The organism is Photorhabdus laumondii subsp. laumondii (assembly GCF_003343245.1).
Taxonomy (GTDB): Bacteria; Pseudomonadota; Gammaproteobacteria; order Enterobacterales; family Enterobacteriaceae; genus Photorhabdus; species Photorhabdus laumondii.
Genome location: NZ_CP024901.1, coordinates 493,068 through 516,042, shown reverse-complemented (window position 1 = coordinate 516,042; position 22,975 = coordinate 493,068). Strand labels below are relative to the sequence as shown.

General features: G+C 45.2%; 13 protein-coding genes. 4 read left to right on the top strand and 9 right to left on the bottom strand.

Translation table 11 applies throughout. The annotated features are described in order from the left end of the window. Nucleotides 1-8 precede the first annotated feature (8 nt). Together PluTT01m_RS02410 and PluTT01m_RS02405 are read right to left on the bottom strand one after the other, a co-directional pair. Nucleotides 9-1,070, bottom strand: coding sequence for a zinc-dependent alcohol dehydrogenase (locus PluTT01m_RS02410; protein WP_011144860.1), 1,062 nt, complete (start codon nt 1,068-1,070; stop codon nt 9-11). Further along, the gene (locus PluTT01m_RS02405) at nt 1,070-2,320 is read right to left on the bottom strand and encodes a class-III pyridoxal-phosphate-dependent aminotransferase (RefSeq protein ID WP_041380544.1); all 1,251 of its coding nucleotides are present in this window, start codon (nt 2,318-2,320) and stop codon (nt 1,070-1,072) included. The genes PluTT01m_RS02410 and PluTT01m_RS02405 overlap by 1 nt, the downstream gene beginning before the upstream one ends. A gap of 681 nt (nt 2,321-3,001) precedes the next feature. Between PluTT01m_RS02405 and PluTT01m_RS02400 the strand changes: the two genes are divergently transcribed. Continuing rightward, the gene (locus PluTT01m_RS02400) at nt 3,002-4,195 is read left to right on the top strand and encodes a multidrug effflux MFS transporter (protein ID WP_011144858.1); all 1,194 of its coding nucleotides are present in this window, start codon (nt 3,002-3,004) and stop codon (nt 4,193-4,195) included. An 8-nt stretch (nt 4,196-4,203) separates the two neighbouring features. On the opposite strand, the gene malT is transcribed toward PluTT01m_RS02400, so the two are convergent. Continuing rightward, on the bottom strand, nt 4,204-6,918 hold the full coding sequence (gene malT, locus PluTT01m_RS02395; RefSeq protein WP_011144857.1) for an HTH-type transcriptional regulator MalT: 2,715 nt from the start codon (nt 6,916-6,918) through the stop codon (nt 4,204-4,206). 541 nt (nt 6,919-7,459) lie between these two features. Here malT and malP point away from each other — a divergent pair. The 3 genes from malP (at nt 7,460) to PluTT01m_RS02375 (ending at nt 14,287) form a co-directional block, all read left to right on the top strand. Continuing rightward, nucleotides 7,460-9,862: a maltodextrin phosphorylase gene (malP, locus tag PluTT01m_RS02390; protein ID WP_011144856.1), complete on the top strand. Its 2,403-nt coding sequence runs from the start codon at nt 7,460-7,462 to the stop codon at nt 9,860-9,862. A gap of 9 nt (nt 9,863-9,871) precedes the next feature. After that, a complete protein-coding gene (gene malQ / locus PluTT01m_RS02385) occupies nt 9,872-11,959 on the top strand; it encodes a 4-alpha-glucanotransferase (RefSeq protein ID WP_011144855.1) in 2,088 nt (695 codons plus the stop codon). Between the two features lie 1,314 nt (nt 11,960-13,273). Continuing rightward, nucleotides 13,274-14,287 carry an IS630-like element ISPlu10 family transposase gene (locus PluTT01m_RS02375; RefSeq protein ID WP_011144854.1) on the top strand — a complete coding sequence of 338 codons (1,014 nt, stop codon included), beginning with the start codon at nt 13,274-13,276 and terminating at the stop codon, nt 14,285-14,287. Nucleotides 14,288-15,231: 944 nt separating this feature from the next. Here the strand turns inward: PluTT01m_RS02375 and PluTT01m_RS02370 are convergent. The 6 genes from PluTT01m_RS02370 to PluTT01m_RS02345 are packed head-to-tail and all read right to left on the bottom strand — an operon-like array spanning nt 15,232 to nt 22,511. Continuing rightward, nucleotides 15,232-15,504 carry a PAAR domain-containing protein gene (locus tag PluTT01m_RS02370; RefSeq protein WP_011144853.1) on the bottom strand — a complete coding sequence of 91 codons (273 nt, stop codon included), beginning with the start codon at nt 15,502-15,504 and terminating at the stop codon, nt 15,232-15,234. Nucleotides 15,505-15,507: 3 nt separating this feature from the next. After that, a complete protein-coding gene (locus tag PluTT01m_RS02365; protein ID WP_011144852.1) occupies nt 15,508-16,653 on the bottom strand; it encodes a DUF3396 domain-containing protein in 1,146 nt (381 codons plus the stop codon). Nucleotides 16,654-16,690: 37 nt separating this feature from the next. Further along, nucleotides 16,691-17,836 (bottom strand): DUF3396 domain-containing protein, encoded by a 1,146-nt coding sequence (locus PluTT01m_RS02360; protein WP_041379889.1) that lies wholly within the window; start codon nt 17,834-17,836, stop codon nt 16,691-16,693. A gap of 37 nt (nt 17,837-17,873) precedes the next feature. Continuing rightward, nucleotides 17,874-19,019 (bottom strand): DUF3396 domain-containing protein, encoded by a 1,146-nt coding sequence (locus PluTT01m_RS02355; RefSeq protein WP_011144850.1) that lies wholly within the window; start codon nt 19,017-19,019, stop codon nt 17,874-17,876. A 16-nt stretch (nt 19,020-19,035) separates the two neighbouring features. Further along, complete coding sequence (locus PluTT01m_RS02350; RefSeq protein WP_011144849.1) at nt 19,036-20,394, bottom strand: VRR-NUC domain-containing protein; 1,359 nt, start codon at nt 20,392-20,394, stop codon at nt 19,036-19,038. Between the two features lie 2 nt (nt 20,395-20,396). Next, nucleotides 20,397-22,511, bottom strand: coding sequence for a type VI secretion system Vgr family protein (locus PluTT01m_RS02345; protein ID WP_011144848.1), 2,115 nt, complete (start codon nt 22,509-22,511; stop codon nt 20,397-20,399). Between the last annotated feature and the right edge of the window lie 464 nt (nt 22,512-22,975).

Genomic DNA, 22,975 nt, shown 5'->3' with positions numbered 1-22,975 from the left:
ACATTCCATTATTTTAGATCGGAGATACGGATCAGCACTTTACAGTTCGGAGTAAAAAGTGGTTTTTGGCTTTTGTTAGCAATATCGCAACCCACAGTGAGAAAAGCCTGCAAGTAATCATTAAAATCAAAAACCTGGCTAACCAGACGACCGGCTGGAATAACACCATCACGGATCATGGTATAAGCACGTTCAAAACTGTTATTCAGAGAATCGATGGAACCAATCACTGAAAGGCTCTTATCAGCAATTTTCAAGATATCAAGATTGGCATGCTTATCTTTAAGCGCCACATTCAACAATTTTCCGCCAGGTGCCAAATGTTCAAAAACGTATTCGGTTAATTGACCGGTCGTATCCACACAGAGATCGATAAGCGCTGATTTATCGCCATATTTCTGTATTAACGCCTCATCAAAATCAGTATACAGCTCACATTCTGGTGGCAGATTTTCTTTGGCAAATTGAATTCGACTTTCGTTTTTCTCGACCATGAAAGCCTTAACGCCTCTGGCATGTAAAGCCCAAATGTAGAGCATCCCCATTGGGCCTGCGCCAGCTACCGCTGCACGAATATTAGTATGAGTAATGCCCAGTTTATCAACCCCGGTCAGCGTACAACTGAGTGGCTCAGTCAATGATGCCTCTTCCATACTGACATGATCATCCAGCTTTATCAGCGAACTCTCTTTAGCCAGATATTGCTCAGCAAATGCCCCATCATAGGAAACCCCTGCTTCGGTTCCCAATTTTTTCTCACAATGATTTGGACTGCCTGTCTGGCACATCCGACAATGCCCACAAGAATAGGTCGGATTGATGACAACACGGTCACCCACATTAAAACGCGTGACACTCTTCCCTATTTGCGTAATAACCCCCGTTGTTTCATGGCCCAGCGTGGTTCCCGGAATAGCAACAGGATAAGATCCGGTGATAATCCCGACATCCGTACCACAAACGCCACACACCGCAATATCAACAACAACATCATCAGGCTCAGCACAGCGTAACGGTTCAACATCCTGGATTTGCACATCCCACACCCGATTAAATTTAAGTGCTTTCATTACGCTACCTCCTTGGTATCCAGCATATTTAACGTCATATCAGCAAAAGTCAGATCAAGCTTATACAGAATTTCGTTTAAATGTTCCTGAGTACAAATTAATGGTGGACGAACTTTAAGTGCACGACCTTTACCATAACGAGAACCCCGGATGATCAAGTGATGAGAATTCGCTATTGCAATCGCTTGTGCCGCAAATTCGGGTGATGGCGTATCAAAGCCAAACATATAACCGACGCCCCTAACGCCAGTGATTTCTGGATATTTATGCTGTAGTGCGAGTAAGCCATCACGCAAATAAGTTTCATTGCGTTGCACATTCTCCAGAACTTGTTCCTCTTCAATAATATCGATAATTTCGTTAAGCGCCGTTAATGAAAGCGGGTTAGCGCCTGATGTACTGGAATGTTCGAATGACTCTAATACATCTAATGAACTCCGCATCAGCACACCACCAGTAGGAATACCTATGCCACCAGCACCTTTAGCGAAAACAATAATATCGGGTTCTAATTCTTTGGCGTAACCGGTTGAAGCAAAAAATGTCCCGGTACGGCCAAATCCGGTCTGTACTTCATCTGCGATAATAATAATGTCATGTTTATGACAGATGTCTCTGATCTTACGATAAAAATCAACAGGGAAAACGTTATTTCCGCCATTTCCTTGAATAGGCTCAATGATAAGACAGGCAATATTGTCATTTGACCCTAATTGAATAAATTGTTCTAAGTCAAAATATTGATTGGATTCTGTATTCGGTTCAAGCTCTGACATGACACTAGTAGGGGTTGGAATTTTAAAAGAACCATCAATGTTGACATGGAAGTCTTTAATTCTAAAAGCATTACCTGAAATTTGCGCTGTAGCTAAAGACTGACCATGATGAGCCAGAAAGAAAGAGATAACCCCTGAACGTCCTGTTGCTTTTTGCGCGATACGAATTGCGCATTCAACCGCCCCAGAGCCGGAAACATCACGTAACCATATTCTATCAATGCCCTTAGGGCTATGTTTAACTAATTTATCCAAAATATATTGTGACATTTCATGGGTATAAGCTGAACTTAGATGTGTACATCTGTCGATCTGCTGTTTTAATTTTTCAGTTATTCTGCGATTAGTGTACCCAAGTGGAAGGTTAAATGTCCCCGAAGCTGCATCAATATACTTTTCACCATCAATTTCTAAATAAGGACCGTTTCCAACAAAGCGAGAAAGCATATCTTCAAACCGTTTTCCATTTTCCATCATTTTAATTACCTTGATTAACTATTTATAACCACAACAAATAAAATCAGATTTTAATATATAAGACAATATTTACTAAAAATTAGTTTATATCAACAAAAAGTCTGCAAGAACCCAAAAAACATTTAAAAAATTAAAGTATTTTGTATAAAATATATTATTATTTTGAATGATTGGTTAATAGCATGCAGAACTGCTGATTTATAGGGTTAATGATAAGAAATTCTGTACAAACCCCATAAAAACTGTACCAAAATCCTCTATACCCTATGGATTTCAAGATGGATCGCGACGGCAAGGGAGTGAATCCCCGGGAGCATAGATAACGATGTGACCGGGGTGAGCGAGTGCAGCCAACAAAGAGGCAACTTGAAAGATAACGGGTATATCGAGTGAAAAATAAGCTGATGCTACAGCGCAAGATCATTTGCTTATATTTAAGATATCCACACAAGCTGGCTGGTTTACACCAGTGAATAGCTCGTATAAAGTTCAGGCTTTAAAAAAAGTAAAGGGTTCAGTCTGTGTATGATCCTTGAACACCCCTATCGCTAGCTTAAAATGACTCGCCAGTAGGATTTCTGGTATATCCAAGCTCGTTGGTGACGCTAAAGAACGAATTCCACTGAGCCTATTTACCAATAAAACCACCACCATTACTGAAATATTAAAAGAACACACATGCAAAATTATATTCTTCTACTACTTAGCTTGGCACTTTTTGGACCTTTGGGTATCGATGTATTCTTGCCTACGGTTCCTGCCATTGCCGAGGATTTTAAAGTTAATAATGAAGTCATTCAGTCAACGATTTCTTTGTTTTTATTAATTATGGGGCTAGGTCAATTAATCTCTGGACCACTGGTCGATAAATTCGGCCGTCGGCCAGTAGCCCTAACGGGTATCACCTTATATATCATCGGTTCGGTGATCGCAGCGCTTTCTACTTTTCCCGAAATGTTTATTGCCGCGCGAATTATTCAAGGATGTGCTGTCTGCTGTACCAGTGTCGTCTGCATTAGTGGTGTGCGTGATCGCCTAAACGGTGACGAAGCGGCCAAAGCCTATGGATTTATTAACGGTACGCTAAATATTGTTCCTGCTCTTGCTCCGTTACTTGGCGGTATTCTGGCCGAAATGTTCAACTGGCGAGCGCCATTCTGGTTTTTGACTTGCTACTCGGTTATTGCACTACTGATCATTGCCAACTGGCTACCAGAGACGCGCCCTGCTAACACTAAGCCAATTCGCGGGCTACCACTGAAGCAATATTTCCAAATTCTTAGCAATGCCCAGTTTATGCATTTTGCCTTGGTTAATGCCGGCATTATGGGAATAGTGATTACCTATGTCTCATTTGCACCAACCGTGCTAATGACTGAGGGCCATATTTCACCGCTAGCATTTTCATTGATTTTTGGTGGCAACGGACTCTGGACGATGATCGCCTTCCTAACCGCCAATAAAATCATCCATCGACTTGGCCGCCCTTGCTGCCTGCTGTTAGGGACAATTCTAATGGCACTGGCTAGCCTATCTCTGTTCTCTGGCATGCATCTGCCAACTGTCGCCAGCCAGCACTGGCTAAGCTATATGTTGCCGGTTTCTTTCGCCTGTACAGGTATGGCATTTGTTATGGGACCTGCGACCAGTTATGCACTAGAACCTTATTCTGACGAAGCCGGTGTCGCTTCTGCACTGATAGGATTCGTCCAGATGGCTGTCGGCTCCGCTCTCTCGCTCATTGCTATGGCGTTGCCATTTTCGCTCAAACAGTCACTCGTGTTAGTTATGCTACTCGGTACCACGCTAATCCTGTCAGCACACATACTCAGTCGTAACCTGAAAGGGCGGGTAGTTTCGCTAGAACCCTAAAATATCTGTCATACACCTAATCCCATCATCTGCATCAATTGTTGTGCTTGCTGAATCGCCTCTTGGCGATTCGCAATCCCTAGCTTCTGATACAGATTCCGTATATGTGTCTTAATCGTTGTCGTCGCTACATCCAACTCTGCGGCAATCTGATCATTACTGTAGCCTGAGTAAATCAACCCCAACACCTGCCATTCACGCTGTGTAAGCGGACTATTGCGAATAAGCTCAGGAACATCAGGATGTGTTAGCAACTGTGTGACAAAACTTTCATCAAAATGAGCGAATTTATGGCGATGTTGACGATTGATATCCCGCAAAATGCGCTGCGCCCGATGCAACTCCAGTTCAGACAAGGTATTGAGCTGAATAAGCTGACGTAGCTGTTGGGCCATCAACTCACCTTCAATGACAAAATGGCTAATAAATCCTGTACGGTTAGCCAGAGACAACGCCTCAATGAGTGCACTCTGCGCTTCGCTTTTGCGTCCGATATGCCAGTAAAGCAAGTTACACAACAATAAATTACGATTCAGATCGCTGATTAATTGCAATTCTCTCGCATGTTGATTCAGTGTATCCAAAATGGACTCAGCTTCATCATACAAACCAAGCAGAATCTGAGCACGAGCAATATTGCGCCACTGGCCCTGATTAAAATGATTACTGACGCTTTCTGGCCGCTCAGTCTGTGCCAACCACCGAATAGCGGCGCTTTTGTCGTCCATACTCTGCCAGATGATGACTCGCAGCTTGTCAGTATTCGTACGCCAATCTCTATGATACTGCCCATTACTCAGCAGGTTTTCACAACGCGCCAGATAACGGCGGGCATTATCAATATCCCCTCTGGTCAAAGAGCATTTAGCCAACTGGGTTAAACATTGCAACTGCTGTTGAGGTTGGAAGTTAGACAACACTTCCAGCCCACGACGTGCCGCCTCTTCGGCTTCATCAAGACGAGACCAGCACCACAAAAGCTGTGAACGGATACGCAACAAAAATTCATGCATTGGCAACTGCTCCAAATGCTGTTCACGGATCAATTCAAATGCCTTATTCTGCGTTTCATAAGCCGTCTGCAAATATCCCTGAGCTAATAAGATCTCACTTTGCTGCAACAGCGCCCACAACGCATAGTGATGAACATGAAAACGACGCGCAAGCTGCTCGGTTTGTTGCATCCGCGCTAATGCATCAGCCAACTCACCTCTACAATGTAATACTTCACCTTCCACGGAAGTTGCAACAATACGACTGTATTCATTCTGAGGAAGCAGTGCCGCCAAAGCTTGTTTCGCCAACTTATCAGCCATCTCCGGCTTACCACTGTTCATCGCCACCTGAGCCCGTAGCGCATCGAATTCAGCGAGCAGATCCGGCTCTATAGCAATTTGTTTCTGTTGCAGTGCCTGTTCCGCCTGGTTTAACAGGGTATTGACTTCTGAATAACGATGTTGGCTTTGGGCCAGCCAAGCCTGGAGCAGCACCAGACGCGGACTCTCCAAGAGCTGCTCATAAGGCAACGCATTCATACACTCTTCCAACAGAGATAACTCACTGTGGTTAAACAGCGACCAAGCATGTTGCAACAAAATATCGCGCAGCATAGCCGTATCCCCCGCAGCCAAGGCATGATGAATCGCCTCACCCGGATACCCCTGCGCCAACCAACCTTCTGCGGCCGCCCGATGCAACTCCGGCAATTGCAACGCCATTTCCCATTGACAACGTTGACGTAGAAATGAAGCAAAAAGCGGATGAAAGCGAAACCATTCGCCAGAGTCATCCATACGCTGGATAAACAGCCCCTGACGTTCAGTCTCTTCAAGACGCTGCTGACCATTCTCTTCACCGGTTAGACGAACAATCAAGCCGTCATTCATGGAACGTAAGATAGAGCTGCGTAACAAAAATTCACGCGTTGAACTACCCACCTGATTGAGTACCTCATCCACCAAATAATCGGAAAGATGGCCGGCGTTAATGCCCGACAAACGTTTAGCCGACAGTTCAGCAGCATCACACGACTGCCGTGCTGACAGCGCAATAAGCTGGAGCGCCGTTGCCCAACCCGCGACTTCATTACATAGGCGCTTACAATCGTCGGCATCAAGGGATGTGGTTAACCGCTTATCAAAAAATTGCTGCGTTTCTTGATAATCAAACGCCAGTTGCTGACTGTCAATTTCCAGCAGTTGCTCACGCACACGCAGATTAGCCACCCCAAGAGAAGGCAAATTACGCGATAAGATGGTTAACGTCAGATTCTCAGGCTGGTGACGCAGGAAAAACCGCATAGCCTCATGAATCATGTTATTCACAATCAGATGGTAATCATCAATCACCAGAAAAATGGGCCGCCGCCACTCACTAAGTTCAATAAATAATTGAGCGAAAAGCGCGGGTAAATTGGCATATTGATGTTTTTGAGCCAACACTTCACTTTTAACACAATGTCCCTGCGTAGCTTGCTGCAATGCCGCGATAAGATAACTGGCAAAACGTTCCGGCTGATTATCGCTCTCATCTAAAGAATACCATCCCAGATTATCCTGCCCGGCAGCCCACTGAGAGACCAATGTGGTTTTGCCATAACCCGCGGGGCTAGTTATTAGCACAAGACGATAATTAGACGACTCATTCAGTCTGATTAACAGACGCTCACGCAAGACTGTATTATTCAGACGAACGGGACGACTCAGTTTTGATGGGATAAGCATTAATTTCCGTGCCCAAAGAAGCGATAAGTAAAACCTGCGCCGGAACCATATATACCCGTCATCTTTCAAGTTGCCCTTTGTTGGCTGCACTCGCTCACCCCCGGTCACATAGTTTGCTATGCTCCCGGGGATTCGCTCCCTTGCCGTCGCGATCCATCTTGAAATCCATTGGGTATATTTAAATGATTTATTTCATGGTCCGTAATAACGCCATTAATTGGCCCAACCAAATTTAGTGAAATAGATGGCTTTTGCAAATATGTTTACGCCCCCCATAGCATTAAGTTGCGCACCCTATCACATTCTTGAACAGCAAATTCCATTTTCTACAGATAAGTTATGGAAGCGATTAGCAAATTACCTTAATCGATCCACTGGAAAAAAATGAACTCAGTAAATACAAAAGTGATACGCAATATAGTTACTGGCTACGCCCTTCTACTCCTCCCTGACTAATACCTCTCCAGGATGATGCTTTAGATCCTGAGAGCATTCAGCATAGTGGTTAAATTTTCCTTTTCAGCTACAGGATGAAGACTCCATGCAACAGTCCAGATTAGATAAAGCCCAGTTTCAGGCTGCGCTGACACGTCAATGGCAGCGCTTTGGCCTCGGTTCAGCACAGGAAATGACTCAGCATCAGTGGTGGCAAGCCGTTAGTGCGGCCCTGTCAGAACTGGTGCCCGCATGCCCTGTCATCAATCATTCCGAGCAACAACGCCATGTGAACTACATCTCTATGGAGTTTCTGATTGGCCGTTTAACCGCAAACAACCTGCTTAACCTTGGTTGGTATGAAGACGTTCAGGCTTACCTGGCAGAAGAAAATATCATTTTAAGTGATCTTCTGGAACAAGAAACCGACCCCGCTTTAGGTAACGGTGGACTGGGACGGCTTGCCGCCTGTTTTCTTGACTCTATGGCAACCGTCGGTCAGTCGGCCATTGGCTATGGTCTGAATTATCAATACGGCCTGTTCCGCCAATCCTTTGAACAAGGGCAACAAATTGAAGAACCCGATAATTGGGGACGAGAATCCTATCCCTGGTTCCGTCACAACACTCAGTTAGATGTTGAGGTAAATTTTGGTGGCAAAGTCGTCATAACCGATGATGGACACGAAACTTGGCAGCCTGAATTTACCTTGATTGGAGAAGCCTGGGATCTACCGGTCATTGGTTATCGCAATGGTGTTACTCAACCATTACGCCTGTGGCAAGCAACCCATGCCTCTCCATTTGATCTCGACAAATTCAACGCCGGGCAGTTCCTGACAGCAGAACAGCAAGGTGTTGAAGCCGCTAAGCTAACGAAAGTTCTCTATCCGAATGATAATCATCAAGAAGGCAAACGCCTGCGTCTGATGCAACAATATTTCCAGTGTGCCTGCTCCGTCGCAGATATCCTGCGTCGTCATCTTCTGGCGGGCCGCAAAATAGAAGATCTGCCTAAGTATGAAGTTATCCAACTTAACGATACTCATCCAACGATTGCCATCCCTGAAATGATGCGCATTCTGCTGGATAAACACCAGATGAGTTGGGAAACCGCATGGGAGATAACCAGCCATACTTTCGCCTATACCAACCACACCCTGATGCCAGAAGGTTTAGAATGTTGGGACGAAGATCTAGTCAGCCACCTGCTACCACGGCATTACAGCATCATTAAAGAAATTAACTACCGGTTTAAAAAGTTGGTGGACAAAACCTGGCCCGGCGAGCCAGCCGTATGGGAAAAATTAGCTGTACATTATAACCATCAGATACGAATGGCGAATCTTTGCGTCGTCGCGGGCTTTGCCGTCAACGGGGTAGCTGCGCTGCACTCACAGCTCATCGTTAAGGATCTGTTTCCTGAATACCATCAACTGTGGCCGAATAAATTTCTCAACGTGACAAATGGCGTCACCCCACGTCGCTGGATCAAACAGTGTAACCCGGCACTGTCAGGATTGCTTGACCGTACACTTAATCGCGAATGGATTAACGATCTTGACGCCCTTAAAACACTTGAGCCCTATGCAGATGACGCCGCTTTCCGCGAAGAGTACCGAGCTATCAAACAAAGCAACAAGATCTTGCTCTCCAATTATGTCAATAAAGTGATGGGGCTCAAGCTAGATCCAAACGCCATTTTTGATGTGCAAATTAAACGCTTGCATGAATATAAACGCCAGCATCTGAACCTGTTGCATATCCTATCGCTCTATAAACAAATTCAGGAAAATCCGGCGCTGGACATCGTTCCACGTGTGTTCCTGTTTGGTGCAAAAGCCGCACCGGGCTACTATTTGGCAAAAAACATTATCTCTGCCATCAATCAGGCGGCGGAGAAAATTAACAACGATCCAATCGTCCGTGATCGCATTAAGATCGCTTTTATCCCCGATTACAAAGTTTCTGTCGCGGAGCTCATGATCCCGGCGGCCGATGTTTCAGAACAAATCTCCACAGCCGGTAAAGAAGCTTCCGGTACCGGCAACATGAAACTGGCACTGAATGGGGCACTAACTATCGGCACCTTAGACGGAGCAAATGTTGAAATTGCCGAACAGGTAGGAGATGACCACATCTTCATCTTCGGACATACCGTAGAAGAAGTGAAAGCCTTAAAAGCTGCCGGTTATGACCCACTGAAACTACTCAAGGAAGATCAACATCTGGACAACATACTCAAAGCACTGGCTAGCGGCGAGTTCAGCTATAGCGATAAGCGAGCATTCGATATGCTGCTACATAGTCTGATTGAAGGCGGCGATCCTTATCTGGTACTAGCTGATTTTGCCTCCTATTGTGATGCACATAAACGGATCGATACCTTGTACCGCGATACTCAACATTGGACACGTAGCGCCATTCTGAACACCGCTCGGATGGGTATGTTCAGCTCTGACCGAACAATCCGTGATTATCAACAGCGCATCTGGCAAGCAAACCGATAAGGAAAGATCATGGGGGAGAAGAGCCTCGATCATTTAGCGACCGAGGCTGGCATTGTCGCCAGCTACATTAATGCTTATGGCAAGCCACAAGCGATTCCAACGGAAACCCGACATCGCTTGTTAGATGCGATAAACGTAAACAAACCGGCCAATGCGCCGGTTTCACCCTTGCCGACAGTAAAAATTTTTACTCAAGGTGAACACTTCACGATCACTCTGAAAGATGAAGAGCGCTACCAATGGCAGATACGGACAGAACAAGGAGAGGAATTTCAGGGGCATTGCTGCCATAAACTGATGCTACCTGATACGCTTGCTCTGGGATACCACCGCCTCACTCTGATACAAGGAAGCCAATGCTGGTCTATGCAGATTATCGTGGCCCCCAAACGCTGCTATGAACCCGATGCTCTACTAAGGAGAGAAAAACTTTGGGGTGCCTGTGTGCAACTCTATACTCTGCGTTCAGAAAACAACTGGGGAATTGGCGATTTTGGCGACCTGAAACACATGCTGAAAGAGATAGCAATACGCGGTGGGGCCTTCATCGGGCTAAATCCATTGCATGCGCTATATCCGACCATACCAGAAAGCGCCAGTCCCTATAGCCCCTCTTCACGCAACTGGCTTAATGTGATTTACATTGATATTAATCAGGTTGAAGATTTCAAACACAATGAAGAAGCACAGAGATGGTGGCAAACAGCGACGACTCAACGCATGTTACAGGATGCCCGTAACGCGGAATGGGTAGATTACACCACAGTTATGGCGTTGAAAATGGCAGCACTACGTCTGGCATATCAACAATTCAGCACTCGTCCAGAACATGATCCGTCAAAAACCGCTTTCCACCAATTTGTCATCCAAGGTGGTGAATGTCTCTACTATCAAGCTGTCTATGACGCTCTGCATTGCCGGTTATATGCTGAAAATAGTACCTATTGGGGCTGGCCGGTATGGCCGGAAAAGTACCGCGATCCGCACGGTGAAGCGGTACAAACATTTTGCCAATCTCACCCGCAGGAAGTGGAATTTTTCCTCTGGCTACAATGGCTGGCCGATACTCAGCTTGCAGACTGCTTTACCCAAAGCCAAACAAGTGGCATGCCCATTGGAATTTACCGTGATTTGGCCGTCGGCGTAGCGGAAGGAGGCTCGGAAACCTGGTGCAACCGGGTTGTTTACTGCACCAAAGCATCAGTGGGAGCACCACCAGATGCACTGGGCCCACTAGGTCAAAACTGGGGCTTACCACCAATGAATCCTCATGTTTTGCAATCTCAAGCTTACCAGCCGTTCATTAAGCTGCTGCGCACAAATATGACTTACTGCGGTGCGCTACGCATTGACCACGTTATGTCGATGCTTAGGCTTTGGTGGATTCCCTATGGCGAAACGGCCGACAAAGGAGCATATGTACACTATCCAGTTGATGATCTAATGGCGATTCTGGCATTAGAAAGTCAACGCCATCGCTGTCTGGTCATTGGTGAAGATTTGGGTATTGTACCGGAAGAGATTGTGGGCAAGCTGCGCGATAGCGGTGTCTATTCTTATAAAGTGCTCTACTTTGAGCGTCACGGCAATGGGGAATACCGCGCACCTGAGGATTACCCGATACAAGCAATGGCGACCATCACCACCCATGATTTACCTACTTTACGTGGATTCTGGCAAAGCGCCGATTTGACACTTGGGGAATCACTCAAGTTATATCCTGATAAAAACCTGCTTCAAGGGTTATATACCGAACGTCAAGCTAGCAAACAAGGGTTATTAGAAGGCTTACATCGCTACGGCTGTATCCCGGAACATATCGGTGACACGGCAAAAGAGGTTGGAATGTCACCGATGATAAACCAAGGGTTACATCGCTATATTGCCCACAGTGCCTGCTCACTACTGGGACTGCAACCCGAAGATTGGCTGGATATGGATAAACCTGTCAATATTCCAGGTACGGTAATGGAATACCCTAACTGGCGGCGAAAACTGAATACCACATTGGAAACCCTGTTTGGTGATGATCATGTCAATCAATTGCTGAAAGATGTAGATAAATGCCGTAAAAAAGCAGGAACAGCCAGAGGTTAAATACCGTAACGCCTATTTCTCCTGTACAGGCATTATTCTTTCCAGTTTAAAGGATGGTTTTAATCTATACCCTATGGATTTCAAGATGCATCGCGACGGCAAGGGAGCGAATCCCCGGGAGCATAGAGAACAATGTGACCGGGGTGAACGAGCGCAGCCAACAAAGAGGCAACTTGAAAGATAACGGATATATAAACCATCCTTCATATTGCTGATTTTTAACGCCTTGACTATCACCGCTGAGTTTTCACCAATGATAAATACAGGTGTTAAGAAAAGCCGCTTTTTGTCTGTCAGTATGGTTTTAAAAACTGGAAAAGAGGCCAAGCGAACCTCGGAAAAAACAAGTAAAAACTTTAATCATCAAAAGTAAAAAGCAGTGATTAATAAGGCTTTTTTAAAGTGGGTAAAAAATCCGATACCATACTGATATTAGAAGAGAAAACATTAGAAAAAACAGGTTTTAAATTGATTAAATAAGGTAAAAAAAATAACAGCGTTAACCCGATAACAAGAATATATCCTAGCAAAGCATTTAACAGTATTAACCACATTAACAGCTTTAACAGCTTTAACAGCTTTAACAGCTTTAACAGCTTTAACAGCTTTAACAGCTTTAACAGCTTTAACAGCTTTAACAGCTTTAACAGCTTTAACAGCTTTAACAGCTTTAACAGCTTTAACAGCTTTAACAGCTTTAACAGCTTTAACAGCTTTAACAGCTTTAACAGCTTTAACAGTATTAAACCAATTCTCTTAAATAAAAGATTTTTCCTGACTGCAACAAGTTTACGAAAAATCAGAGACTATAATTGTAGAAAACCGAGAAGCATCCCCGAAAAAGCAAGAGTATTTAACAACATTAAAAATAATTAAAAAAATTGGCATTAACTTTAATACTGTTAGCTATCTGCCACCCCCACTGGTTTTAAATCTAAAAAATCAAATATAGAAAAAGGAGAAACGAGAAAACCTAAATATCATTTTAATGAAAACAAGGACATTAAATGCGGTTCAGAAAATGTAAAAGCTATTAAACTCACCACAATTAAGCAATAAAAACCGTTCGTTACAACAGGTTTCCAATTAAAAACAAGCACCCCATCAGAATGAAAACCACAGTACAAGCTTATCATATTTTTAACATTACTTTTTTAACTTACATTTCTCTTTTACCGGTGATTAATCAACTAAGGATTAAAAAATAGGTAGTAAATAACTTTTCAAAATAGTAGAACACTTGGAGGGAACTCAGTCCAATTTTTGCAATCTGATCAATTGTAGATAATCCCAAACCACTAAACGGACTGAGTTATGCCTATCATAGCACCTATACCCCGCAATGAACGACGCCAGATGAAAAAAATTATCCAGAACACCCGAGATAAAGATTATGCTCGCAGGCTCATGGCCATATTGATGCTGCATCGAGGCGAGTCTGTCTCTCTGGTCGCCAAAACCCTTTGCGCCAGTCGTTCTTCTGTCTATCGCTGGATAAACTGGTTGACTTTATATGGTCTGGAAGGACTCAAAAGCCTGCCTGTGGGCAGACCCGCTGTCTGGAATTTAATCCCGCTTTATCCTTTACTGTCTTTTTTATTGCAATATTCTCCCCAGCAATTGGGCTGCCTGCGTTCTCGCTGGAGTCTTGAGTTTTTTATAATTAAAATCAATGAATTATTAAACATAAAATTATCCATCAGTACCTTCTATCGTTACTTACATAAAATGGGTATCGTGTGGCGAAGGGCAGCCCCGACGCTTAAATTACCCGATCCCGAGTACCATGAAAAAATGGCGAAAATTACCGAGGCATTGTCAACGTGTTCAGAAAAACATCCCGTTTTTTATGAAGATGAAGTCGACATCGAGCTGAATCCAAAAATCGGGGCTGACTGGTATTTAAAAGGGCAACAGAAACGTATAGTGACACCAGGAAAAAACCAAAAACATTATTTTGCAGGTTGCCTGAATGTTCAAACGGGAAAAGTGACTTATGCTGACGGGTTAAATAAGAATTCTCAGTTATTTATCAATGTATTGGAAGAACTTGAACGCCAGTATTGTCATGCTGAAACCCTCACTTTGATTTTGGATAATTACAGTATCCATAAAAGCCGACGGGTCAGAGATTGGCTGGCTTGTCATCCTAAATTTAATCTGTTGTTTTTACCTGTTTATTCACCCTGGCTGAATAAAATTGAGCGTCTGTGGCAATCCTTACATGAAACGGTGACACGAAATCATGGCTGTCAGTATATGTGGCAATTGCTTGAGAAAGTGAAAACGTTTTTAAATTCATGTCCCTACAGGAATAGCAGAGAATAAAAAGAGTGAGTGTATTATAATTATGAAAAGTTATTTACACTGATAACAACTTTTCAAAAGGCATAAAGTGACTAAAAACAACCTATTCTCCGCTATGTTTAATCCATTTATCGGTAAATCGGTAATACATACTATCCTCCACTTATTTTACATTTACCTAACCAGTCATGATTATTTAAAAAGACAAACAGGGAGAGATTAAACATTTCACTCAACAGACTGATTTAACACAACGAATCAAAGATTTCAGTAGTGTGATTAATGACATTTAGTCGAAATTCACTAACCATTAACCGAGGGTTGAAAAGCAATAATCACGTAAAATAACATTAATAGAATAAACTGACATTCAAGTATTTTCTCACTATCATTTTGCGAAGCAATCAATAAAAATGCGATTAAAGAAAAGATAAAACGATTAATTTAGCTGAATTTAAGCACTAAAAAGGATTTATCCTAAAAAAACATTAATGGTATCTCCATACTAGAAAACTATTTATTATTGATTTAATAAAGAAAAAAACAAAGGGGGATGATTCATAAAAACCCACAGAATTGCCAGTAAAACCAATTGGTAAAACAATGCCAGTAAAACAGTGTCAGTAAAAATAAATCGGATATGATTAATGTTCGTTTAAACGTAAAACCACGATATACCCGTCATCTTTCAAGTTGCCTCTTTGTTGGCTGCACTCGTTCACCCCGGTCACATAGTTATCTATGCTCCCGGGGATTCTCTCCCTTGCCGTCGCGATGCATCTTGAAATCCATAGGGTATATATCATAATGTTTAAATTTAGCAAAAAGCAGATATCCAAAAGATAAAAAACGATTAAAACCAGATACCGATTAAAATCATCCGTTAAAAAAACAACTTTTAATCACAGTTTAAAACCTGCTCTGGTTTTATGGGTATTTCAATTAAAGGCTTTAGCATTTGATAGTTATGACCGTACCTTTAATCGACAAGCGCCAGTCGGGCAACCACAATTAACAAGATGCCCCTCCAGCGCGACAGGTATTCCTTGTATATTAAACAAGTTAGAACCTTCCGCAACAACGCCGGTTTGTTTACAGGCGGGACAAAACACCGGGGCACCTTTACAGGCAACCGATAGGTGTTGGTTTACCAAATCGGAACCCTTTAAAACCTCACCTCCGGTTGTTGTGGTATCACCTTTAAGGATAACTTTTTTACTTTCCACTACACTGCGCATTATTTACTCCGTTGTATTTTCCGTTTCTCGTATTAAATGCCATACAGTTGTGCCCGGTTCTGCACCTTCAACATCAAAAGCCATCGCACCCTGAGCAAAGAAATACTGCCTGCCCGGCAGGCTGTCAGTTTGCCAGATCCCGCTGACCAGTGCCGGATGGTCACCTCTCAAAGGGGTCACTTGTAGCGGTCCCCGGTCATAACGGGCATACCAAGCCAGGGTGGAAGTTGAATTAAAATGACCTTCACCATAGAAGTGCAATGAATGGCCTTCACAAGGTATCACCCGTATCGGACGTATCAGTTGGTTAATGGCAAAATAACTCTCCGGGACACTGCCCGGTAGTGGCGTTAAGTCCGGGTATTGACCGGCGCGGATCATCAGACCATTGGAATAAGGCGTAATCACTACATCCCGGTAGCGGCGCAGTACATGATGTATCCAGAATTCCCCGCCCAGTCGGTTTACAAAGCGTTTGGACAGCAGGGTGATCCAGTTAATGCTCCGGATGGAATGCCCATACTGTAATTTAGCTGTGAACACTGCGGAGTTAACTTGCAAGGAAGGGTAACGTTGCGCCAGTTGATACTCTAAAGGAAAGTAGTCATAGAAGTCATTGGGTAAGACCAGACAGTAGCCACAGTCCCCACTATCCGGTTCAAGTTGTTCACACAAAAACTCCAGCCAGGCCATAAAACGAGCCATGCCCTCTTGTTCTTTCAGATAATTCCAAGGAAGTGCCAGGCTTAGGTAAGAACTGCCGTTATCACCGCTTATTTCCCGGGAATCCAGATAACGCATCAGATAATGAGGTGCCTCATCTTCATTTTTGGCATCACTGACCACCCAACCAGAAAACTGGTTTTTTTTCTGATTAAGAATACCCTCTTCCACTTTAGCAATATTTTCCGGTGAATATTTTTTTAGCCTTTCCAGCTCATGACGGTGAAAACGCAAGTGAGAGCCAAACTCTTCCCGAAAACGCTGGTAGCAGGCCAGAATGCGTTGTTTTTTCGCCTGGGTGTAACCCTGTTTAAAAAACAAGGTGATAGAAATCCCCAGACGGGAAACGGTCAGTCCATCGCCATTACGAAAAAGAAAAGAGGTCAGTTGTGATCTCAGTTGGGCAAAGTAATCTACAGTTTCCATCATTTTCTCCGTGAGTGATGAGTCGGTGGATAATTTGTTATTCCCACATACTTGCCGCTTCCCGTACCAGATGCCAGAGGGTTGTGCCCGTCTCTGCACCTTCAACATCAAAAGCCATCACCCCCTGAGCAAAGAAATACTGCCTGCCCGGCAGGCTGTCGGTTTGCCAGATCCCACTGACCAGTGCTGGATGGTCACCTTTCAAAGGTGTCACTTGTAGCGGTCCCCGGTCATAACGGGCATACCAAGCCAGTGTGGAAATATCATCAAAATGACCTTCACCATAAAAGTGCAGGGAATGGCCTTCACGGGGAATGACTCGTATTGGGCGTATCAGTTGGTTAATAGCAAAATAACTCTCCGGGACACTGCCCGGGAGTGGCGTTAAGTCCGGGTATTGACCGGCCCGGATAATCAGGCCATCACGGTAAGAAGTAATCACCACATCCCGGTAGGGGCGCAGCACCTGACGTATCCAGAATTCTCCACCCAGTCGGTTTACAAATCGTTTGGACAGCAGGGTGATCCAATTAATGCCACGGATGGAATGCCCATACTGTAATTTGGCTGTATGAACCGCAGAATTAACCTGCAATGAAGGGTAACGTTGCGCTAGCTGGTACTCTAAGGGAAAGTAGTCATGGTAATCTCTGGGCAGCACCAGACAGTAGCCACAGTCCCCACTATCCGGTTCGAGTTGTTCACACAGAAACTCTAACCAGGCCATAAACCGGGTCATGCCCTCTTGTTCTTTTAGATAATCCCAGGGCAGCACCAGACTCAGGTAGGAGCTACTGTTGTCACCATCAGCTTCATCGGAATCCAGATAATGCATCAGATAGCGGGGAGCTTCATAGATATTTTTGGCGTCACTGATATCCCAAGTAGAAAGCTGGTTTTTTTTCTGATTAAGAATACCTTCTTCCACTTTAGCAATATTTTCTGGAGAATATTTTTTTAGCCCTTTCAATGAATGACGATGAAAACGCAGGTAGGTACCAAATTCTTCGCGAAAGCGCCGGTAGCAGGCCAGAATGCGCTGTTTTTTCTCCTGGGTATAGCCTTGTTTAAAAAACAGGGTGATAGAAATCCCAAGACGAGAAACAGTCAGCCCATCGCCATTGAGGAAGGTAAACGCGGCCAGTTGTGATTTCAACTGGGCAAAGTAATCTACAGTTTCCATCATTTTCTCCGTGAGTGATGAATCGGTGGATAATCTGTTATTCCCACATACTTGCCGCTTCCCGTACCAGATGCCAGATAGTTGTACCCGTCTCTGCACCTTCAACATCAAAAGCCATCGCCCCCTGAGCAAAGAAATACTGCCTGCCCGGCAGGCTGTCGGTTTGCCAGATCCCACTGACCAGTGCTGGATGGTCACCTTTCAAAGGTGTCACTTGTAGCGGTCCCCGGTCATAACGGGCATACCAGGCCAGGGTAGAAGTTGAATTAAAATGACCTTCACCATAGAAGTGCAATGAATGGCCTTCACGAGGTATCACCCGTATCGGACGTATCAGTTGGTTAATAGCAAAATAACTCTCCGGGACACTACCCGGTAGTGGCGTTAAATCCGGGTATTCACCGGCCCGGATAATCAGGCCATTGGAATAAGAACTAATCACCACATCCCGGTAGGGGCGCAGCACATGACGTATCCAGTATTCCCCACCCAGTCGGTTTACAAAACGTTTGGACAGCAGGGTGATCCAGTTAATGCCCCGGATGGAGTGTTCATACTGTAATTTAGCTGTATGAACTGCGGAGTTCACTTGCAAGGAAGGGTAACGTTGTGCCAGTTGGTACTCTAAAGGAAAATAGTCATAGTAATCTTTGGGCAGGACCAGACAGTAACCACAGTCACCACTGTCCGGTTCAAGCTGTTCACACAGAAAATCCAGCCAGGCCATAAACCGGGTCATGCCCTCTTGTTCTTTCAGATAATCCCAGGGCAGCACCAGACTCAGATAGGAGCTACTATCGTCACCATCATCCTCATCAGAATCCAGATAACGCATCAGATAACGAGGTGCCTCATCTTCATTTTTAGCATTACTAACAACCCAACCACAAAGCCGATTTTTTTTCCTGGCGAGAATGCCTTCCTCTATCTTAATAATATTTTCCGGTGAATATTTGCTTAACCCTTTCAGTGAATGACTGTGAAAACGCAGGTGAGTACCAAACTCTTCGCGAAAATGCCGGTAGCAAGCCAGAATGCGTTGCTTTTTCTCTAGGGTGTAACCCTGTTTAAAAAACAGAGTAATCGAGAGGCCAAGACGGGAAACGGTCAGCTCATCAGCATTGGTAAAAAGAAAAGAGGTCAGTTGTGATCTCAACTGGGCAAAGTAATCTAAAGTTTCCATATTTTCTCTCCGTTAATTATGAAGCGGTGGCGAATGTCACACTCGCCAATATTGCTAGGACGGCGGCTAACGCGGCGGCGCTAACTGCGGCAGCGGCAGCTAAAATTTCCACCAGTGCAATCAGTGCGGCAGCGACGGCAAGGGTGACAAGGATAACAACGGCAACTCCGGCAACAATCACCACCATTTCCAGCATGCCTTCCCCCACCTCTTTTGATATCTGCATCCAGCTAATGTTTTTAAGCTCTTCCAGGGTGACGTCTGAACCCTGTTGCACCGTCTGCCACCGGGCTTTTATCTCACTCTCCGTCCAAGTCACGATTTTTCCCGTTTGTTCATTAGCCCAGGAAAAAGCGTAGCTGACCTGATGGCTTATCGGGTCAATAATCTCTTCACACACCCACTTGCCGGTTTGATTGAGCCATGAACCAAATTGGGCAAGAAGCTCCCGAGTACTGTCGCGGACATAATTCAACCCATTTTCGGCCAGACCCGCCACCTCCTGCCCGAGGACGACCCAGTCTTCATAGCTGGGTAAAAACGACCAGCGGGAAGTGCTGAGAAGCGGTGGATTTTTTGTCAAGGGTTGCGGAATGGTCCCCGGCACACCCTCTGCGGGCGGTACGGGTAAAGCTTCATCATCAGGCGGCGAACCGGGCGGCAGCGGGGCCAGTGGGATCGGATTTTTATAGTGTTGGGAACCGGGCTGATAAAGTTTTCGCCACGCTTCGTCATACTGTTTTTGCTCTTCTGTACGGTTATCGTCGACACGCATCACCCCAAAGCGGTCTTCGGTCGCAATTTGGATGTAATCTATTTCTTGATCTTCGGCAAGTTTATCGCCCGGAAATTTCACCTCAATCAACATCTTTAGATTATCAGGGTGCACAGAATCATCGAAGTAGGTGGCATTTCTGCCCGGCCAGCGGAGAGCTTCATCTTTAACTAGAATAATATCGGGACGCCGAATACGTTTAACACCAAATTCCTCCGCGTCTTCGGCAGAAGGCCGGGCAAACGGATTACTGGATTGCGGTAAGTTATCGCTATAACGCTGTTTAGAGGCCAGACTGGTCGCCAGCATGGGCAGAGGAACATCCTTCTTCCCCCGGATAGCAAACACCACTTCTGCTTTATAGGGCCACAGAAAGTCATGCTTAAGCTCCTCAACCTTAATCAACCCACTCATAATGACTTGATTAAGAAAGCGAATAGCGCCCAGTTTGGTCATAATCATTGCCGGCAGGCGCAGGGCATATTCAGCTTTTTCCGCCAGATAGCAAGGGTCTTCATCGGCGGGAAAGACGCCGATTTCCATCGTACAGTTAATTGAGGTCACGGCCGGACACATTTTACCACTATTAGATATTGCCATACTTATTTCTCCGTAAATTCCATAACATGCTCTACCGGTGTGTTATCACTGGCCTGATATAAGGTTTGCTTCGGTTTCGGTGGGTTTTCTGGTGAACTCAGTTGCAAATTTTCTTCCGCCTCACTCTGTACAATCACCGTTCTGCCCAACGCATCGGTTTTACCGGAAAGGGTCTGACCGCCAGCGGTGGTAATGGTATAGCGGGTATGGGCCAGTGGTTTACCGCTCTGTTCACTGAGCAGGGTATAGCGGGCGGAGTAGTCAAACAGCGCACCGGCGGATTTCTTGCCGGTGATATGGTCAGTCATGGTGATGCTGACCCCTTCGATGCGGATATTGCCCATCGGGTCAATAACTATCTGTCCGCCTGCGTTCCCAATGATGATTTGCCCGCTTTCAGAGTGCACCGTGATATGTTTACCCACGGTAATTTGCTGGTTATCGGCGATGTTTAATTGATGGCTTTTACCAATGGAAAGGGCTTGCTGACCTTTAATGGTCACCGTTTGATTTTGACCGACTTCAAGCGTCTGGCCGCCCTGCACGGCTTCATCATCATCGTTTTTAATTATCGCGGTGCGGTTATGCGCCACTTCTGTTTGCTGGTCATGGCCTATCTGCGTGGTTTTGTCCCGGAGAATCTGGCTATTCATATCCCTCTGAGCATGAATAAACACTTCCTCGCTTCCTTTATTATCCTCAAAGCGCAGTTCATTAAATCCCTCTCCTCCGTGAGTCCGGGTTTTAAAAGTGGTACGGGTTTTCTCCGCCGGTAAATTAAGAGGCGGGCGGTTGAGGCCATTATAGGTACACCCCGTCACAATCGGGCGGTCGATATCGCCGTTGAGATAGCTGACAATCACCTCCTGCCCGACGCGCGGTATCGCCATAAAACCGAAACCGTTGCCGTTCCAGCCTTGTGCCACCCGTACCCAACAAGACGCGTTGTCGTCCGCTTTATCGTAACGGTTCCAGTGGAAATGGATCCGTATCGCGCCGTGTTCGTTCACATAAATCTCTTCGCTTCCCACCCCGACCACCGTGGCGACTTCATCACCGTCCGCCAGCGGTTTGTAGCGGTAAGGCGGCCGCCAGTCCTGGTTTCCGGGAATAAAGGCGACCTCGTTGGTCAGTGTTGTGCCTTCACCCCCGTCGTCTGATGCGACAGGTTGCCACCCATGATGCGTGACAGAGATTAACTGCCAGCGGGCGTTCATGGCTTCTATGGGATGGGATTGCAGGGTAAAAATCTTGCCCGGCCGCAGCCGGATGCAGTTGGTTTTGGCGGTACCGACTTTACTGTAGTTTCGTAACTGTTCCAGCCGCAGTTGGGTAAAAGGTTTTCCTTCCTCGTCCCACTGGAAACGCCCGTAACTTTCAAACACCGAATGGTGCCCGCTATCGTCGGATTGCTTCTGATGCTCAAGCGAATATTTGGGGTTAAGAAAGTTATGGTCTTTCTGGACCGTGCCATTCGAACACAGGTATTCGCCATAGCTCCACTGGTACGCCGTGGTATCGGTCTCGTCCGTTTCAGGATGCGTATTGTAAGTCAGAGCGATATCCGCCTGCATGCCCAAGTGGCAATCACAGAACAACGTCTGTTCTTCCTCAAACCAGAAGATAATGCCCTCTTCCGCCGCCAGCCGGCACCAGAAATCATAAGCGGATTCGCGTTTTTGCGTGGTGTATTCCCGTTCGGCATGGCGTTTATAGAGCGTATCGCGGGTAAATAAAATACGATGATCTTTAAGCAAGATCGTTAAGATTTCGGGTACAGACTTCAGATGGAAAATACGGCTATCCTGATTGAGCGTCATCAGCCACATTGTGGGGCGGACAGTGAAAATATAAAAAGTGCTACGACCATCGGTATTACCCTGTTCAGCCCCGGTTATTAAACCATTAATGGTCCGTTCGGTGACGCCATTGCGGGTAATGGTCAGTGACGCGCTGTCCCCCAGTTGTTCATTCAGGGGAATGTCATCACGTGAGCTCACCACCTTTAACGTCAGGCGATAAAGCTGTGACAGCTCTTCCTGTAAAGTAAATTGCGCTACCTGAAAGGTGGTTTGGGGCAGTGCGCCAATTCGGCAGGTGAAAACTAATCCATCCATATTTGAAACCCTACATAATTGAACCATTATCCTGAAACGGGGATAACGCAAGAGGCTATTAAACGAGCCATGACATGCGGCTCTTTTAAATAGCGCCGGTCTGTTCCGCGGTAAAAAAATGACAGCGTAAAATAGCCATCATTTAATACGTGGCGTTAGAGAGAACAATAGACCGCGTCCAGCTAGGTAGGATGGAGTGGAGACAAATAACAGAGAATTTCGCTCTCTAAATATTATGACCACAAGATCATGATATTTATCATATGGACATAAAAAAATGTGATAAATATCACATGAAATGGCTCATTAATCGCTATCAATATATACCCATCATCTTTCAAGTTGCCTCTTTGTTGGCTGCACTCGCTCCCCCCAGTCACATCGTTCTCTATGCTCCCGGGGATTTGCTCCCGGGGATTCGCTCCCTTGCCGCCGCGATGCATCTTTATATGTAAAGTGAATTT

Excerpts from the sequence above, each read along its gene's own strand:
- PluTT01m_RS02410 (WP_011144860.1), bottom strand. The coding sequence starts at position 1,070 with ATGAAAGCACTTAAATTTAATCGGGTGTGGGATGTGCAAATCCAGGAT.
- PluTT01m_RS02405 (WP_041380544.1), bottom strand. The coding sequence starts at position 2,320 with ATGGAAAATGGAAAACGGTTTGAAGATATGCTTTCTCGCTTTGTTGGA.
- PluTT01m_RS02400 (WP_011144858.1), top strand. The coding sequence starts at position 3,002 with ATGCAAAATTATATTCTTCTACTACTTAGCTTGGCACTTTTTGGACCT.
- malT (WP_011144857.1), bottom strand. The coding sequence starts at position 6,918 with ATGCTTATCCCATCAAAACTGAGTCGTCCCGTTCGTCTGAATAATACA.
- malP (WP_011144856.1), top strand. The coding sequence starts at position 7,460 with ATGCAACAGTCCAGATTAGATAAAGCCCAGTTTCAGGCTGCGCTGACA.
- malQ (WP_011144855.1), top strand. The coding sequence starts at position 9,872 with ATGGGGGAGAAGAGCCTCGATCATTTAGCGACCGAGGCTGGCATTGTC.
- PluTT01m_RS02375 (WP_011144854.1), top strand. The coding sequence starts at position 13,274 with ATGCCTATCATAGCACCTATACCCCGCAATGAACGACGCCAGATGAAA.
- PluTT01m_RS02370 (WP_011144853.1), bottom strand. The coding sequence starts at position 15,504 with ATGCGCAGTGTAGTGGAAAGTAAAAAAGTTATCCTTAAAGGTGATACC.
- PluTT01m_RS02365 (WP_011144852.1), bottom strand. The coding sequence starts at position 16,653 with ATGGAAACTGTAGATTACTTTGCCCAACTGAGATCACAACTGACCTCT.
- PluTT01m_RS02360 (WP_041379889.1), bottom strand. The coding sequence starts at position 17,836 with ATGGAAACTGTAGATTACTTTGCCCAGTTGAAATCACAACTGGCCGCG.
- PluTT01m_RS02355 (WP_011144850.1), bottom strand. The coding sequence starts at position 19,019 with ATGGAAACTTTAGATTACTTTGCCCAGTTGAGATCACAACTGACCTCT.
- PluTT01m_RS02350 (WP_011144849.1), bottom strand. The coding sequence starts at position 20,394 with ATGGCAATATCTAATAGTGGTAAAATGTGTCCGGCCGTGACCTCAATT.
- PluTT01m_RS02345 (WP_011144848.1), bottom strand. The coding sequence starts at position 22,511 with ATGGATGGATTAGTTTTCACCTGCCGAATTGGCGCACTGCCCCAAACC.